Source organism: Parageobacillus caldoxylosilyticus (assembly GCF_019272935.1).
Taxonomy (GTDB): domain Bacteria; phylum Bacillota; class Bacilli; order Bacillales; family Anoxybacillaceae; genus Saccharococcus; species Saccharococcus caldoxylosilyticus.
On the sequence record NZ_CP040553.1, the window covers coordinates 1371612 to 1386467 of the forward strand.

13 protein-coding genes and 2 pseudogenes are annotated in these 14856 nt (G+C 43.2%); all 15 read right to left on the reverse strand.

Annotated features, from left to right (window positions below; all coding sequences use genetic code 11):
- Window positions 1-4: 4 nt before the first annotated feature.
- The 15 genes and pseudogenes from BV455_RS06970 to BV455_RS07035 all read right to left on the reverse strand — a co-directional run bounded on the left by BV455_RS06970 (window position 5) and on the right by BV455_RS07035 (window position 14834).
- Window positions 5-802, reverse strand: coding sequence for an ABC transporter permease (locus BV455_RS06970; RefSeq protein WP_218687885.1), 798 nt, complete (start codon window positions 800-802; stop codon window positions 5-7).
- A complete protein-coding gene (locus BV455_RS06975) occupies window positions 792-1865 on the reverse strand; it encodes an ABC transporter ATP-binding protein (protein WP_042408869.1) in 1074 nt (357 codons plus the stop codon). Before BV455_RS06975 ends, BV455_RS06970 begins: the two co-directional genes overlap by 11 nt.
- A 646-nt stretch (window positions 1866-2511) precedes the next feature.
- The gene (gene cas6 / locus BV455_RS06980; protein WP_017434388.1) at window positions 2512-3261 is read right to left on the reverse strand and encodes a CRISPR-associated endoribonuclease Cas6; all 750 of its coding nucleotides are present in this window, start codon (window positions 3259-3261) and stop codon (window positions 2512-2514) included.
- A 14-nt stretch (window positions 3262-3275) separates the two neighbouring features.
- Window positions 3276-3458, reverse strand: a pseudogene (locus BV455_RS20910) (CRISPR-associated endonuclease Cas2); the annotation flags it as partial.
- A 187-nt stretch (window positions 3459-3645) separates the two neighbouring features.
- On the reverse strand, window positions 3646-4383 hold the full coding sequence (gene cas5b, locus BV455_RS06985; RefSeq protein ID WP_042408870.1) for a type I-B CRISPR-associated protein Cas5b: 738 nt from the start codon (window positions 4381-4383) through the stop codon (window positions 3646-3648).
- Window positions 4384-4398: 15 nt separating this feature from the next.
- Window positions 4399-5355, reverse strand: coding sequence for a type I-B CRISPR-associated protein Cas7/Csh2 (gene cas7b, locus BV455_RS06990; RefSeq protein WP_042408872.1), 957 nt, complete (start codon window positions 5353-5355; stop codon window positions 4399-4401).
- A gap of 1 nt (window position 5356) precedes the next feature.
- Window positions 5357-7072 (reverse strand): TIGR02556 family CRISPR-associated protein, encoded by a 1716-nt coding sequence (locus BV455_RS06995; protein WP_218687886.1) that lies wholly within the window; start codon window positions 7070-7072, stop codon window positions 5357-5359.
- A gap of 957 nt (window positions 7073-8029) precedes the next feature.
- Window positions 8030-8665: an ABC transporter permease gene (locus BV455_RS07000; protein WP_017434392.1), complete on the reverse strand. Its 636-nt coding sequence runs from the start codon at window positions 8663-8665 to the stop codon at window positions 8030-8032.
- A gap of 14 nt (window positions 8666-8679) precedes the next feature.
- Complete coding sequence (locus BV455_RS07005) at window positions 8680-9807, reverse strand: ABC transporter ATP-binding protein (RefSeq protein ID WP_042408873.1); 1128 nt, start codon at window positions 9805-9807, stop codon at window positions 8680-8682.
- A 29-nt stretch (window positions 9808-9836) separates the two neighbouring features.
- Window positions 9837-10703, reverse strand: a complete 867-nt coding sequence (locus BV455_RS07010) for a glycine betaine ABC transporter substrate-binding protein (protein ID WP_174407485.1) — start codon at window positions 10701-10703, stop codon at window positions 9837-9839.
- 489 nt (window positions 10704-11192) lie between these two features.
- A complete protein-coding gene (locus BV455_RS07015; RefSeq protein WP_017434395.1) occupies window positions 11193-11678 on the reverse strand; it encodes a DUF6803 family protein in 486 nt (161 codons plus the stop codon).
- A 412-nt stretch (window positions 11679-12090) separates the two neighbouring features.
- Window positions 12091-12843, reverse strand: a pseudogene (locus tag BV455_RS07020) (pre-toxin TG domain-containing protein); the annotation flags it as partial.
- Window positions 12844-12973: 130 nt separating this feature from the next.
- Window positions 12974-13270, reverse strand: a complete 297-nt coding sequence (locus tag BV455_RS07025) for a contact-dependent growth inhibition system immunity protein (RefSeq protein ID WP_061580017.1) — start codon at window positions 13268-13270, stop codon at window positions 12974-12976.
- Between the two features lie 32 nt (window positions 13271-13302).
- On the reverse strand, window positions 13303-14532 hold the full coding sequence (locus BV455_RS07030) for an RNase A-like domain-containing protein (RefSeq protein WP_061580016.1): 1230 nt from the start codon (window positions 14530-14532) through the stop codon (window positions 13303-13305).
- Complete coding sequence (locus BV455_RS07035) at window positions 14529-14834, reverse strand: hypothetical protein (RefSeq protein WP_061580015.1); 306 nt, start codon at window positions 14832-14834, stop codon at window positions 14529-14531. The genes BV455_RS07030 and BV455_RS07035 overlap by 4 nt, the downstream gene beginning before the upstream one ends.
- Window positions 14835-14856 lie beyond the last annotated feature (22 nt).

Genomic DNA, 14856 nt, shown 5'->3' on the forward strand with positions numbered 1-14856 from the left:
CGCTTCACCCTCGCTTCCGGTTTCCTGTCACAGCGACAACGGCCGCCATGGCGATAATCAGAAACACCGCAATCGTCGAGCCCATGCCCCAGTTTTGCGTGACAAGAAAATGTTCTTCGATCGCCGTGCCAAGCGTAATCACACGGTTTCCCGCAATAAGCCTTGTGATCATAAACAAGGACAGGGACGGGATAAACACCGCCTGACATCCTGCTTTTACTCCATCAAGCGTCAGCGGGAATACAACACGGCGAAACGTCGTCCACGCCGAAGCGCCAAGGTCGCGCACCGCATCGACAAGCGATGGATTCAATTCCTCAAGCGCATTAAAAATTGGCAAAAGCATAAACGGAATAAAGATATACACCGATACAAACACAAAACTAAAATCAGTAAACAAAATTTGCTTGGGGCCAATGCCGACCGCCGCCAATATGGCGTTTGCCAATCCGTAAGTACCAAAAATCCCGAGAAACGCATACACTTTTAACAATAAGTTCACCCATGTCGGTAAAATCAGAAAAAGCAGCCAAAGCTGTTTATGCTTCGTTTTCGTCAGAGCGTACGCGGCCGGATAGGCAATCAACAAGGAAAAGAACGTCACCAACAACGCATACCAAACGGAACTCGCCGCCATTTTTAAATAAATCGGCGTAAAAAACATTTTATAATTGGACAACGTCCACTTTCCTTCAATATCAAAAAAGGAGTAATACACGATCAACAGAATCGGCGCGACGACAAATATCCCTATCCAAACGACATACGGCAATAAATAAACGTTGCGTATGCTAGTTTTCATCGATTTTCTCTCCATCCTCCTCGCTGATGCGCATAACATGAATCGCCTCAGGGTCAAAATAAAGACCGATTTCTTCGCCGACTTCCGCTTTTTTCGTCGAATGGACAAGCCACTCATTGCCATCCTCGTCATAGCAGCACAGCTCGTAGTGCACGCCGCGGAACAACTGCGAATCGACGCGCACTTGCAGCTTTCCTTGGGCGCGCGTCGTTATTTGCAAATCTTCCGGACGGATGACGACATCGACCGGTTCATTCGGACGAAATCCTTTATCAACGCACATAAACCGCTTTCCCGCAAATTCAACGAGGTAGTCTTTGAGCATAACTCCGCGCAAAATGTTGGACTCCCCGATAAAATCGGCGACAAAACGGTTAACCGGCTCATCATAAATTTCTTTCGGCGTGCCGCTCTGCTGAATCTTCCCTTTGTTCAGGACAAAAATTTGATCAGACATCGCCAATGCCTCTTCTTGATCGTGCGTGACAAAAATAAACGTAATTCCTAAACGGCGCTGCAGTTCGCGAAGCTCATACTGCATTTCCGTGCGCAGCTTCAAATCAAGCGCTGACAGCGGTTCATCGAGCAGAAGCACCTCTGGCTCGTTGACGATCGCGCGCGCAATCGCCACCCGCTGCCGCTGTCCGCCAGACATTTCTTGCACACTTCGATTCTCGTATCCTTCCAAATTGACAAACCGGAGTGCTTCCATCACTTTTTCACGAATCTCCGCTTGTTTTTTCTTTTTGATCCGCAACCCGAACGCCACGTTTTCGAACACGTTCAAATGCGGAAACAAGGCATAATCTTGAAATACCGTATTGACCTGCCGCTTATTGGCCGGAATATGATTGACCGGTTTTCCATGAAAATAAATCGTCCCTTCCGTCGGCTCCGTAAACCCCGCGATCAAACGAAGAATCGTCGTCTTCCCGCATCCCGACGGCCCCAGCAGCGTATAAAATTTGCCTCGTTCGATATCAAAGCTGATGTCATCCAACACTACTTGGCCGTCATATATTTTCGTCACCCGCTCAAAGCGAATGATCGCCTCTTTTTCCATCAGCCCTCACCCCTTGTTTCGAAAATAAAATTTTTTATATCATTCCCTACAAGAAAGACCAAGCTCTTCCTACATATTTTCTTATCAATCACTATTAGAACATGCGCACCATAAAGGTGCAATAAAAAACTCGTTTCTCCTTAGCATCGTGCTAGAGAGAAACGAGAATGCGCAAATAGGTCACAACGTGATATTGACATTATGAAGGAAAGACTGCCAGAACCACTATCACAATTGCTCGCAGGTATGATAAAAATGAACAGTTACCATTATCCTATCACGCTGGAACGCTGGCTCAATTTCTTACGATATTAGCACGTTTTCCATTTTTCGTACTTAAGATAAAAACAGAGGTTGGCCGGATGATGCCGATTTCTTTTAATTCCCCATAGGTAAGATAAAACTCACCGGCTTTCGCTTTCATCGTATCCCAATTTCGGTTTTCAATTCCTTATAGTTAAGATAAAAACCTAAAAAACGTTGATGTATCAACGTTTTTCCAATGTCGTTATGTTCAGTATACGCCATTTTGAAAATTCCGTCAATATACGAAAACGCCGATGGCTGTAGGGAGGTAAGGAAAAAATGTCGTCAATCCCCCACGCTTTTTGCACGATTGGAGGTCGACGACAAACAAAGGAAGTGCTCAGCGTTCGAAAAGAAGGCGAAACATGCCGAAACCTTGGGAGTTTCGTCCGCCAATACCTACGCGATACAAAAAGGTTAAGTTGCCTGGAGACGAACGAAGGCGATAATATCCGAGCCAAGCGGTAATATAAAATCCTTTAAAAACCGTTACGACTTTATGCTTTTCGGTTACGCGAATCGGTTCGATAAATAACCGTTCTTTTGGCGGAACGCCGTAATACGCTTCATATTTATTGCGGAAATTTAATTCGACTAAATGAGAAAATACTTCATCATATGGACTAAAAAATTGCGTTTTTTTGCTTCCGTCGACGGTTTCGTACGTGCTGTAAACCGTTAGCGGCGAAAGCATCTCTATTTCAATTTCTTCGCTTTTAATCTCTCGCTTTTCTACGTCAATTCGCTTTACTTCCACAGGCTGTCCACCTATTTGCACATCTGAACGCAACAACAAATATTCCCCAAGCTCTTGCGTTACTTCCGGCAATACGGTGCCGACATGCCAATGGAACTCATCGTAAAACGTAATCGTCTTTCGCTCTAAGTTTAGTTGATGAGAACCGAAAAGACGGCTAAACGTAAACAGTTTGAACGACCGCTTCCCCTTGCGAAATCCGACTTCATGTAAAAAATGAGCGAATGTTGGATTTTGCAAAGAATGATATAGCAATCCTTGCAGTTGTTGTTGATAATGAAGCGGGAGAGTAACCGGCTTCTCTCGCCCGCTCATCGTGATCGTCAATCGCATCGTTTCCCTACTTTCTAAAGGATGAATTCATCTCCACCTTTTTCAATCCCATTTCTTCCCGCATGGAATATTTTTGTGTACGAAAGGTGTAAAAAATGACGGAATCTTCGTCTGGAGCCATGATGTTTTTGTAGTTTCATTTTCAATTTTTGATAATTGGCGACAGCTATTTCGCACTCGAACACAGAATTTTGTACCTAGAAGATACCATTGAAAAAACCATCGCTTTGTTGATGTCATCAAAAACGGCAATCCGTTTGTTCCATTGAGAAAACTATGATTGCTTTGCGATTGAAGTTTTTCGCCGACAAAAACAGGAAGGAGAGATGCTCTACTCGCTCTAAATGTTTAGACAAGTGATAATGAAGATGAGAATACATCTCATCATTCCTTTCCGTGATCGTACAAAAATACAATACGCTCTCCCGTCTTGTTTTCCCAATAATGGGACACAACCGCACGGATGGCTTCTCCGCTCGCTTCAAACAAAATTTCTTCGTAATCGGACACAATTCGTTCCTCGTTGATCTGAAAAGCGAACCGTTCCTTTCTATATTCCTTTCCCGATTCGATACAAAGGGATGTCACATATTTTTCGGGAATCACCGAAGCAATCGAAACAGCCTCCGCATGGTTGTTCACTAAGCGAAATTCCTCCAAAGAAACGTATTGGACATCAGCGATGCACTCACTAAGCCCCATGCAGACAGTATATACACTTCGGTGTTGCTGTATATAATCGATTAACTGTTGAAACAAAGACTGCTCTTTTACATGGACATAGCAGCGAAAATGCGGAAACCGCAAAAACTCGGTACGGATTTGCGTCCGCGCCCCTTCGCGCCGTTGCTTTGGAACCCATATATTTCCCTTCGTATTGACATGGTTCAATCCCATCCGTATTTTCCGAACTGGGCTCATAATGCGAATCGCCATGTTGACCGTTTCATGATTCACATAGCTCAAATATGCGTTTTCCTCTTTTCCCAAACCAATAATGGCCCCCAATATGCCAAAAAAAGATGTGGGCGGAATGATCGAATAAGTCAAAGGCGATGACGTAGAATAGATTTTGCGAAAATGTCCGAAATCCGCACGAATATCAAATACAAGCACATTCATGTCCTTCATTCCTTGCTATTTGACCTCTACTGGAATTCTAGCAGCTTTCAAACTTTCGATAATATCTTCACTGCACACAAGGCGATCATCTTTTTTGATCTCCACTCTTTCAATTTTCTCTTTTTCTTTTTCCATAACACGGATCAATGGTGCAGTATCGAGCACATAGTCGGACACATCGCGGATTTCCTCATCGACTTTTTCTGAGTGCAAAGAAATATATTTATCTAGCTCGCCGATATGAAAATGTTTTTCCTTATAGACAACACGAAGCAATAAGCGGGGAATTTGTCCTGCTTTAGAGCGCGAAATCAAATTTTTCGTGCCATTCCACATCGCATCGAACAACAATTGCACATCTTCTTCCGTCAGTTTCGTATACGCGGCAGCCGTTTCATTGATAACCCCGTAAAAGGCAATAAGGGAATAAGGGAGAACATATTCTTCCCGGAATGTTTTTTGCATCATCCCGCTTCCCGATGCAAAAGCGCCTGTTCCTTTAATATATTCCAGTTTGACTGTGTGAAGCGACTGCCCCATTTTGAATTGAACCGGTCCTGTATGGGTAATAGAGCTTTTTTCTTTTGCGTTTTTTTCGATAGGCAGCGTCACGCCAAACAGACGAACATCAATGCACTGACGCAATATCTCCTCATTAATAATCCGTTTCATCTCGGCAAGCGACAGTTTGGATTTATCCAATTTTTCGCCGTCTTTGACTAAAAAATCTTCCGCCCGCATTTTCGCATCCTGGATGTACTCATTTTCTCCCGCAATTTCGCGCACAAAAATTTCTTGATGACAATAATCATATAAATAGTCTCGAATGGTGCGCTTTAGCCGAACATCTGTTACAATGTTTCTTCCCGTTTCTTCATCAATCCTTGGTTTATTCTCATCAACTGGATCCCCGTTTGGATTGGCCCATTGTACATCATATAAAAACAATAGTTCAGAGCGATTTTGCAGCATATTATGCCTCCTCCTTTGCCATTAATGATTCTCTAACCTTCGAAACTAGATTCATGCCGCAAGCAAAATAAAAATTCAATTCATCTACTGACATTTTCCACCTTGAGGATGAAAACAAAAATAAAGTGGAAATTTCCTCAGCTAACTGCTTATGGATAAAATGATAGGATTCATACTCTTCCAACTTATTGATTACTTTCGGAAGCAGCCCTTTTACGGCCCGCTCATCCATTTTCAGCCCCATTAATTGCTTTAGAAAAGGCTTGCTGCCGTACTTGTTTTGTTGAATGTCGAGAAGCATTTGCGTCAATGAACCAAGCAGAAAAACAGCTTTCTTTTCCGGAGTATCTAGCTGCTTTCCATACTTTTCAAACAGCGCACCAAATTTTTCGCTCATGGCAGTTCCTCCTTTAACCGGCAACACACCAGCCTGCTCTAAAAATACAATTATGGCAATAGCCTGCCTCGTTTTATAAAAGAAAGACGGTTCCCCTGATTGGTAAGCAGGCAATTCTTTGCGCAACTGTTCCATAATGAATTTGGCCAAAAAAGAAATAGAAAGCGACCGCTTTTTGAATACCGACTCGACGATGTGCAAAAAATATTTGTCGTACGAATTATGGAAGAAAGTCCGGATAAATCCAAAATGGAATGAATGATTTCCTTCCGCATATAGATGTTGTTCGACATAGGACTTGGCTTTGAACAGTTCGCTGATTCTTGAAGGCAACACATCTTCGATCAAAAGCAGAATTCGTTCCGCACTTTGAATTTTTTGCAAGAATAATAGCTGGATAGAAACGACATTTTTCATATCCTTCAACATGTCCATGACATCTTCTTCCGTGGTCATAAACGATTCGATCTGCTTCTGATGAATCCGCACTCCTTTTTTATGGGAAGATAAATATTCCAACACCTCTGCAAAACCATCATCCTCTGCAACAGGAACGATCGGCTTGGGGATAAGCAAATAGGAAAATCCATAAAATTGAAAACGAAGATTCTCTTCAATAAATCTTCTTCCTTCTTCAATATATGACTTACAAGAAAGACAAACAGGATAATTTCTCCACGCCTTTTCTTCATCCAATCCTCCGGTGATAAATCCCGGCTTATCAAGCGTATAAAAGCGGAACACCGACATTTTGCCAATAACAGTATCTTTCCGCTGCCCGCAAATGGAACAAACTTGATTAGACGCGGATAATTCCAAATCCTTTTCATTGATCAAAAACAGAAACGCATCACGAAACTCAGGAATATCATAGAGATACGACCCGTCCACCTTTAAAGAAAGAATCGTCCTTTCACTAGAAAGCGCCAACTTGCTTTGTAATTCTTGCAAAATGCGGTCTTTTTCTTTTTCCAATACTTTTTGAATGCCACGGAAGAAGTCATTTCTATTGACTTTGCACATTTTCTTAAACCATCCTAACACTTTTTGCTGGTACGTATTCTCTACTGTTGTGATTTTGGCTGTAGGCGAGTAGTTTACCCCGCGGGAAGAGCCGCTGCGAAATAAATATTTACGAAAATCAGATTTTTGTTCCTCTACTTCACAGCCTTTCCAAGCAAATGCACCGTCGCTCCCTCTTTGAAGAAGAATATGTATGCAATGGGGATAGCCTGGGTTTTCAATAAATTGGTCGATAGCTTCTCGGTACTTTCCTCCCGATTCTATACACCCTATTTGCGCTATTGTCTCTATCAACATACCACCCCATCATCATACTTTTTTACTACATTGTACCAAAATAGCACAAAAAAAAGAGCATTGAATTTTTAAATTTTGTGTTTTGCGAAATGAATGGTTATATCAATGAAAAACAAAAAAGAAGAGGCCGCATTCAACTGCCTCTTCTTGCTTTCACTATTAGTAAAATTTACCTATCACAGCCATTTTCCGGCCTATACCTTTTGGCAAGCAGGATACCAGCTCGATCGGGGAAGAAATTTGATCATTCATTTAGTTCCCATTCCTTATAGGTAAGATAACCGTTTGGATTGGTTAGCTTGCCATCATATTTCTTTCAATTCCTTATAGTTAAGATACAAACTCCTACTTTCAGAATAGTTTCAATTCCTCATAGTTAAGATGCAAACGATATTTTCAATATCATTATATTACTTTTCATTTAGGTTGCAATTCTCCGTCGTTACGATCACCCCAAAAACGGTGATGTATTAACGTTTTTCTAATATAGTTATGTCCAAGTATACGCCATTTTGAAAATTTCGTCAATAGATGAAAATGCTGATGGCTGCAGAGAGGAAAGGAAAAAAGAAGTCCCGTCGATCCTCTGCGCTTTTTGCACGATTGGAAGTCGACGACATTTTTTCGCCATGGATAATATTATATGACAGAACGATCATCCGCTTTAGAAGAAGACATAACGAGCATGAAAGAACGTTTAACCACGTAAAAACAGCTATTTGTGTTTCTCGATGAAAAAGTCAATGAAACAAAAGCAATCAGCGAAGCCGTCCACCATGGTCAAGAAGTCCTCACTGCGAAGTATGGCGCACTCTTCTCTTGATGTCCACGAACGGAAAGGAAAAGCCACCCAAATCATGTGTTAAAGACTAGCTACTTGTCCTCTAATTGGGCGAACAGCGGCAGGCACGTTTACGATAAAAAAGAGGAAGGAATACGGCCCTTCCTCTTTTTTTGCTATGATTTTAAGCCTTTTGGTGTTACTTTATTTTCTAGCTTCCGCAATAAAAGATCAAATAAAATCGCTAAAATCGCTGCTGGGATGGCACCGGCCAAAATCAAATTTTTATCGGCGATCCGCAGTCCGCGGTCAATGAGATCACCTAAGCCGCCGGCGCCGATAAAGGTTGCGAGCGCCGCCACGCCGATCGTCAAAACAGTAGACGTCCGTACGCCTGCCATAATCACTGGCAAGGAAAGGGGAAGCTCGACCATCCATAAAATTTGCCGCGATGTCATTCCCATTCCTCGGCCGGCATCGACAAGCGCGGGATCGACGCCAAGGATGCCTGTATACGTATTGCGCAAAATCGGAAGCAGTGCATATAACGTTAACGCAATAATAGCCGGCAATTTCCCGATTCCAAAGATCGGAAGCATAAATCCTAACAAAGCAAGGCTTGGAATCGTTTGAATAATAGCAGCGATGCCGATGATTGGTTCAGCCAGCTTTTTATATCTTGTCAAGACGATGCCAAGCGGAACGGCGAATAAAATCGCAATGATCATCGCGATTCCGGAAAGCAAAATATGTTCTTGGAAAGCGATCCAAATCTCTTGTTTTCGTTCTATCAGCGTGTTTAGCAAATCCATTTCTCATCCCACCTTCACGGTTGCTTTTGAAACTCCCATTCCGCCAGCCCGCGCATCATGCTCGATCTCGTGATGACGCCGACAAGGCGATCCCCGTCCAATACAGGGATGGCGCTGACGTCCCGTTGATGGAAAATTTCCGCGACGTCCGTCACATCCGCATCCTTTGTTAGTGTCGTCACATCGAAATCAGCAATGTCCGCCACAAGAAGATGTTCCTGATGATAATGTTTTTCTAGTTCTTTTAATGTCACGACACCAAGAAAGGATTGCTTTTTATCCGTAACGATTAAGCTGTCTACTTTTTTCTCTTTCATAAACCGGAAGGCCTCGGCCAATCCGCGCTTTGGCGATACCGTGGCGATGGAATGGGACATTAAATCTTCCGCTGTCGGCACGGCTGTCTGTCTTTGTGCCAGACGGTTCTCTCCAATAAAGCCGCGTACGAATGAGTTGGCAGGACGGCGCAAAATTTGATCCGGCGTAGCAAATTGCACGATTTCTCCGTCTTTCATAATCGCAATGCGGTTGGCAATTTTAATGGCTTCATCCATATCATGGGTGACAAACACAATTGTCTTTTGAATTTCTTCCTGCAATTTCACAATATCCTCTTGCAGCTGTTCACGGCTGATCGGATCGAGCGCGCTAAACGGCTCATCCATCAAAATGATGTCAGGCTCTGCGGCAAGGGCACGAATGACGCCGACCCGCTGCTGCTGGCCACCGCTGAGTTCCGACGGGTAGCGATGTTTAAACGTTGCTGGATCTAATCCGACAAGATCGAGCAGTTCGTCAACCCGTTTTTGATAGGCGGACGGCTCCCATTTTTTCAGTTTCGGCACTAAAGCGATATTTTCCGCAATCGTCATATGAGGGAACAGCCCGATTTGCTGGATGACATAGCCAATGTTGCGTCGAAGTTCCACTGGATTCATTTTTGCAATGTCCTGCCCGTCAATATATATCGTTCCAGACGTCGGTTCAATCAGGCGGTTAATCATCCGCATCGTCGTCGTTTTTCCGCATCCGCTTGGCCCGATTAAAGTGACCAATTCTCCTTTTTGAATTTCGAGATTAATATTTTTCAATGCGACAAAACCGTCGTCATATTGTTTCCATACATTTTCAAAGCGAATCATCCTCATCCCACCTTTGCTATGAGAAAACATTAATCTATCAATCCTTCTGCTTTCAAAAAGTCAATGGCCACTTGTTTTGGACTTTTTCCTTCCATATTTACTTGCGCGTTGAGTTCCATCATTTTTTCATCCGTTAAAACACCTTCGAGCTTATTCAAAACTTTCTCCAATCCAGGGTTGGCATCAAGTGCTTCTTGACGGATAATCGGCACAGCGTGATAAGGCGGGAAGTAGTGTTTGTCATCTTTAAGCACAACGAGGTGGTATTTTTTAATGCGTGCATCGGTCGTATAGGCGGTAATGACATCGATATCGCCGTTTTTTGCCGCTTCATACTGCAAGTCAGGATCAATGTTGGTAGTTTTCTTAAACTTAAAGCCGTATGTCTCAACTAACCCGTCATACCCGTCGCTCCGCTCAAAAAATTCCGCATCGGAGCCGAATACAAGCTGATCAGATTTCTTGGCGAGGTCGGAGTACGTTTTTACACCCAGTTTGTCGGCAAGTTCTTTGCGCATTGCGAGGGCGTAAGTGTTGTTAAAGCCGAGCGGCTTCAGCCATGCGATGTTAAACTTTTCTTTATACTGCTTTTTCGTTTCTTCATAAATTTCTTCCGGTGTTTTCGATGGATCGTATTTGTTTTTTAAAATGTTTAAGTAGCCAGTACCCGTATATTCCACGTATAAATCGACATCTCCCTTTTCCATGGCTTGCTGCAGCATAAACGCGCCGCCCAAACTATCTTCCACTTCTACGTCTAAATCGGTGTTCGCCTTCAAATATTCGGCAAGCAAGTGGGTTAAAATCACCTGTTCAGTAAACTTTTTACCCGCGACAACAATTTTCCCTTTCTCCGCTTTTTCGCCAGCTCCGCAGGCGCTTAAAGTGAACAACATGGCAGCGGATAAAAATAGAAACAAGCATTTTCGCAATGAAATTCCTCCTTTATGTGATTATGCATGCGTTATTGATATAGATTGTGCTGAAGTGATGTGCAGTGGCAAGGAGAGGCCATAAAATGGGAATAACGGGTGAAAACGGTCACAATAATAGCATATCGTCAATTGGATGTTGTTTACAAGTTTGGTATAGAGCTATATCTTTGCATATTTACCAATTTGCCATGTTGACTCAGGAGCAGATTCCGTATTCTTAGAAATGCTCTGATATACTCCCGTATCCTCAAAATTCAATAGGAATTATGGGAAAGAAAACAAAATAGCGATGCATGAAATAAGGGATGGCAACACAAAATGTGAAAATGCCATCCCGAGTTTGTTGGCAACTTTTATCATTCTTGATGCATCAATCGTCAGCCATTCTTCGCCCGTGTATGTAAAAAATAAAGCGGTATGATGCTTCTAAGCGCCATACCGCTTTATTTTTTACATATGCATATGATGAGAATGGCCGCCGATCGATGGATCGAGCATTCCAAAAATCATGGCAATATGGGCTACTACTAAAAATATACCAACGAAAGTGGAATGATATTTCAACTTTTGTTCCTCGCTCCATCTCCGCCCGATTATGCCTAAATCGATTAGACTTAATCCCAATAACGGAAGGACTCCCATTAAATAGAATCCTACCGCAATGATATCAATCCATCCGCGCCATTCCCCATTCAATGTAAACGGAATGACAGCATTAACAAATAAGTAAATAAAAATTACTAAAAAGTAAACACCAACAATGATGCTGCATATTTTGTTGACTTTACGCATCATTCCATCGAAACGGCGAGTAAAAAGAATGGCTAGCTCCGTTATTGCAATGGTCTCCGCAAGAGCAACGGGAATAGCCATAAATAAAATCAAATTCCAAGGTTGATTCACCGCTAACAGTTCCATGTAATGCGTCATGTTCATCCAATCACCCCCGGCATTTTGTTGACACATCTACATCTATTAACTTTAATCCCAATTTGTGCATTTTCTTTGGAAAATTTAAGAATAATTTATGGCAAAATTCACTGAATCCTCTATGTTGCAAGCGCCAGGTGGAGGAATATAGGAAGCACCGAAAAACGGTGATATGGATGTGATTGCCTCCTATACAACAGATGCATCCGTATTAAACCATTTGGATATTGGACGATGACCGGCCTGTTGGCGTCATCATGCGTTCAAGCATGATACATGGCCAGTGGAATGAGAATTTCGCAGATAAGTGAAGGAGGCTGACTCAAAGGCGAATTCAGCGACCTTTTGAGCCAGCCTCATATCATATGCTTATTTGATTACTGTTACGTTTCTCATGTACTTTAGACTTTACCTCTACCGCTTCTTTCTCTCTTCGCTCCATCCATACGCAGGGCGCTGGGCCGATTCCCGCCAAGTCCGGCTGCCACGGACAAATGGAATGCTGGCGAGAAGGTCATTTCATTGCTTTTTGAACGAACAGATTGTGTTGGTAATCGGCGCTTTTACCACGTGGAGATACGCCGCTTGAAGGGCAGGCATAACTTTATCATAGCGGAGAACATGTTTCGTTTGCGAGACTAATTGGAAACATCCGCTGCGGTTTCCGCCGCTTTCGCTCCTTTGATCCCCGCTTTGCCGGCTATTCCTATCCCTTTGACCGGAGGAATAAGAGAAGCCAATAGCATTCCTCCCGCCAGCCAGCGGTCTCCTGCCGAAATCCGTTCTCCGGTGATCGGTCGTATTCTCTAAACAATCGCTGCAAGTCATACCAACCACTAAGCTCCAGACCGAATTCTTTCATGTTGTCGGCAAGCGTTTGGTCTGCTTGTCTTATTGCCGCGGCCGTCCGATACAGCAGCTCCTCCGCTTCATTCAGCTTTTCTTCATAGCGGCGGAGCCAATGAAGCAGTTCGTCCTTGAGCTCATGAATGGCTCCAAAGCCGATGACGGGAATCTCCATGGCTAAAGAAGGAAGTGTCCAAGAAAGAGATTCCTGCGCACGCTGGCAAGCTTCTTCCGCATTTGGGATATGCTTTGCTACCGTTTCCAACTCTTCTGGTTTGACTAGAATCGTCGTCGTTGCAGTTTCTCTATATTTCGCTGTATTCAGGTGACTTCCTTTCTCATTTCATAAAAGTGTATAAGTTGTTGCTTTCGAGTTTTATTCGTCACTTCCCTCTTAGTAAAAAGAAACCTTGAAAGAGTTTTCACTCAGTCAAGGTATTCAAAAATTTATAGTCCTATTTTGTTTTTACAGCTTCTTTTAATTGTTCAATTACGTTTTCCAACCATTCTAAAGGTGTTAATCCCATAGCAGGAAAATAAATTTCCGCATGAGATTTAATGAATTCTTCTTTTTCTTTTTCGGTTGTATTTGTTCTCATAAAAACCAGTAAACTTTCTAAGGTAAACTCTAAACATTCCTTTGTGGATTCAACTATAAAATCAGCTAATGCTTGTTCTGGTGACCCCATATCTTGATGGAAAGTTCCAGCTAAAAAGTCAGCTACTTCCTCAAAAGCCTGATGATCATTCATTGATATTTCTCCTTTATATTGATATTTCTCTTTTATTTGGTTGGATAACCTGTCAGAATAAAGTTACCCTTTCCATCTTTTTTTAGCACGATTTTTGCGTTAGTTACATTTTCAACAACATTTGATCCTCTTTCAACGCTTCGTCCAATAACCTCGCCATCCCCTTTATATCTTAATGGTAAGGTCGGTCTACTATTAGGATTTGATAGCCACTTTTGTATTTTTTTTATGTTTTCTGGATCGTTTAGAACTTTACTAACAATTTTCTCAGCAGTAGCTCTATCTTTAAAAGTTGATGCACCTGTTATTTTAGGGTCATCTTTTAACCGTTGCAATAACTCAGCATCTGTCTTTCCAACGTGTTTGGCAATCAAATGCCCACCCTTTGCTTCATGTGCCGCTAGTCCGCCACCAGGTGCAATAGGACTACTGTCCCCGGGCTTAACATTACCCGTATCCTTATGTGCAACACCACCCTTTCCTTTCCCAATTACTCCATCCCCGGCTTGACTCATCGAAAAGCGTATGGAACTGGCGGATTCTTCTGCGGTCTCCTGTATCCCTGCCCTTGACACTGGACCTATCCCTGCAAATGCCGGTCGCCATTGGACAGATGGAACGCTGTCAAGAAGGTTGTCCCATTGTTTCTTAAATGAGCGGATCGTTTGAGTGATTGGCGCTTTTACAACTTGGAGGTATATCTCCCGAAGGGCAGGCATGATTTTATCATAGTGGAGGACATGTTTCATTTGCGAGACCAATTTAGAAACATCCGCTGCTGCTTCCGCCGCTTTCGCCCCTTTGATCCCCGCTTTGCCGGCGATCCCTGCCCCTTTGACTGGAGGAATAACCGAAGCCAACAGCATTCCTCCCGCAACCAGGCATCCCCATCCGGATATCCGTTCTCCGGTGATTGGGTCGTATTCTCCAAACAATCGCTGCAAGTCATACCAACCACTAAGCTCCAGACCGAATTCTTTCATGTTGTCGGCAAGCGTTTGGTCTGCTTGTCTTATTGCCGCGGCCGTCCGATACAGCAGCTCCTCCGCTTCATTCAGCTTTTCTTCATAGCGGCGGAGCCAATGAAGCAGTTCATCCTTGAGCTCATGAATGGCTCCAAAGCCAATGACGGGAATCTCCATGGCTAAAGAAGGAAGTGTCCAAGAAAGAGATTCCTGCGCACGCTGGCAAGCTTCTTCCGCATTTGGGATATGCTTTGCTACCGTTTCCAACTCTTCTGGTTTGACTAGAATCGTCGTCATTGCCGTTCCTCTATCTTTTGGCGAATCTGGGCGATTTCCCTGGTTATTTCATGAAGAAGACCGTCTGCCGTTGCATCCATCATTTGCCGCAAGCTCCCGGATATCGACTCATGCGCTTTCCCCGTTTTTTTCTGCCAATTCGGGACATTCTCGGCACTTACGGGATAAAATGCTAGAGTCCCATGCCGAAAATCCCCGATTGTTTCTTCGACCTGCCTCTGATAAGACTTAAGACCATCCATCATCGTCTCGTAGTCCTTGCGTTTCACTTCTTGTTTGATCGATTCTGATAAAGACGCCACCTTGATTTTCTCCTCCCAATTT

Coding starts and splice junctions, on each gene's coding strand:
- BV455_RS06970 (WP_218687885.1), bottom strand. CDS start 802: ATGAAAACTAGCATACGCAACGTTTATTTATTGCCGTATGTCGTTTGG.
- BV455_RS06975 (WP_042408869.1), bottom strand. CDS start 1,865: ATGGAAAAAGAGGCGATCATTCGCTTTGAGCGGGTGACGAAAATATAT.
- cas6 (WP_017434388.1), bottom strand. CDS start 3,261: ATGCGATTGACGATCACGATGAGCGGGCGAGAGAAGCCGGTTACTCTC.
- cas5b (WP_042408870.1), bottom strand. CDS start 4,383: ATGAATGTGCTTGTATTTGATATTCGTGCGGATTTCGGACATTTTCGC.
- cas7b (WP_042408872.1), bottom strand. CDS start 5,355: ATGCTGCAAAATCGCTCTGAACTATTGTTTTTATATGATGTACAATGG.
- BV455_RS06995 (WP_218687886.1), bottom strand. CDS start 7,072: ATGTTGATAGAGACAATAGCGCAAATAGGGTGTATAGAATCGGGAGGA.
- BV455_RS07000 (WP_017434392.1), bottom strand. CDS start 8,665: ATGGATTTGCTAAACACGCTGATAGAACGAAAACAAGAGATTTGGATC.
- BV455_RS07005 (WP_042408873.1), bottom strand. CDS start 9,807: ATGATTCGCTTTGAAAATGTATGGAAACAATATGACGACGGTTTTGTC.
- BV455_RS07010 (WP_174407485.1), bottom strand. CDS start 10,703: ATGTTGTTCACTTTAAGCGCCTGCGGAGCTGGCGAAAAAGCGGAGAAA.
- BV455_RS07015 (WP_017434395.1), bottom strand. CDS start 11,678: ATGAACATGACGCATTACATGGAACTGTTAGCGGTGAATCAACCTTGG.
- BV455_RS07025 (WP_061580017.1), bottom strand. CDS start 13,270: ATGAATGATCATCAGGCTTTTGAGGAAGTAGCTGACTTTTTAGCTGGA.
- BV455_RS07030 (WP_061580016.1), bottom strand. CDS start 14,532: ATGACGACGATTCTAGTCAAACCAGAAGAGTTGGAAACGGTAGCAAAG.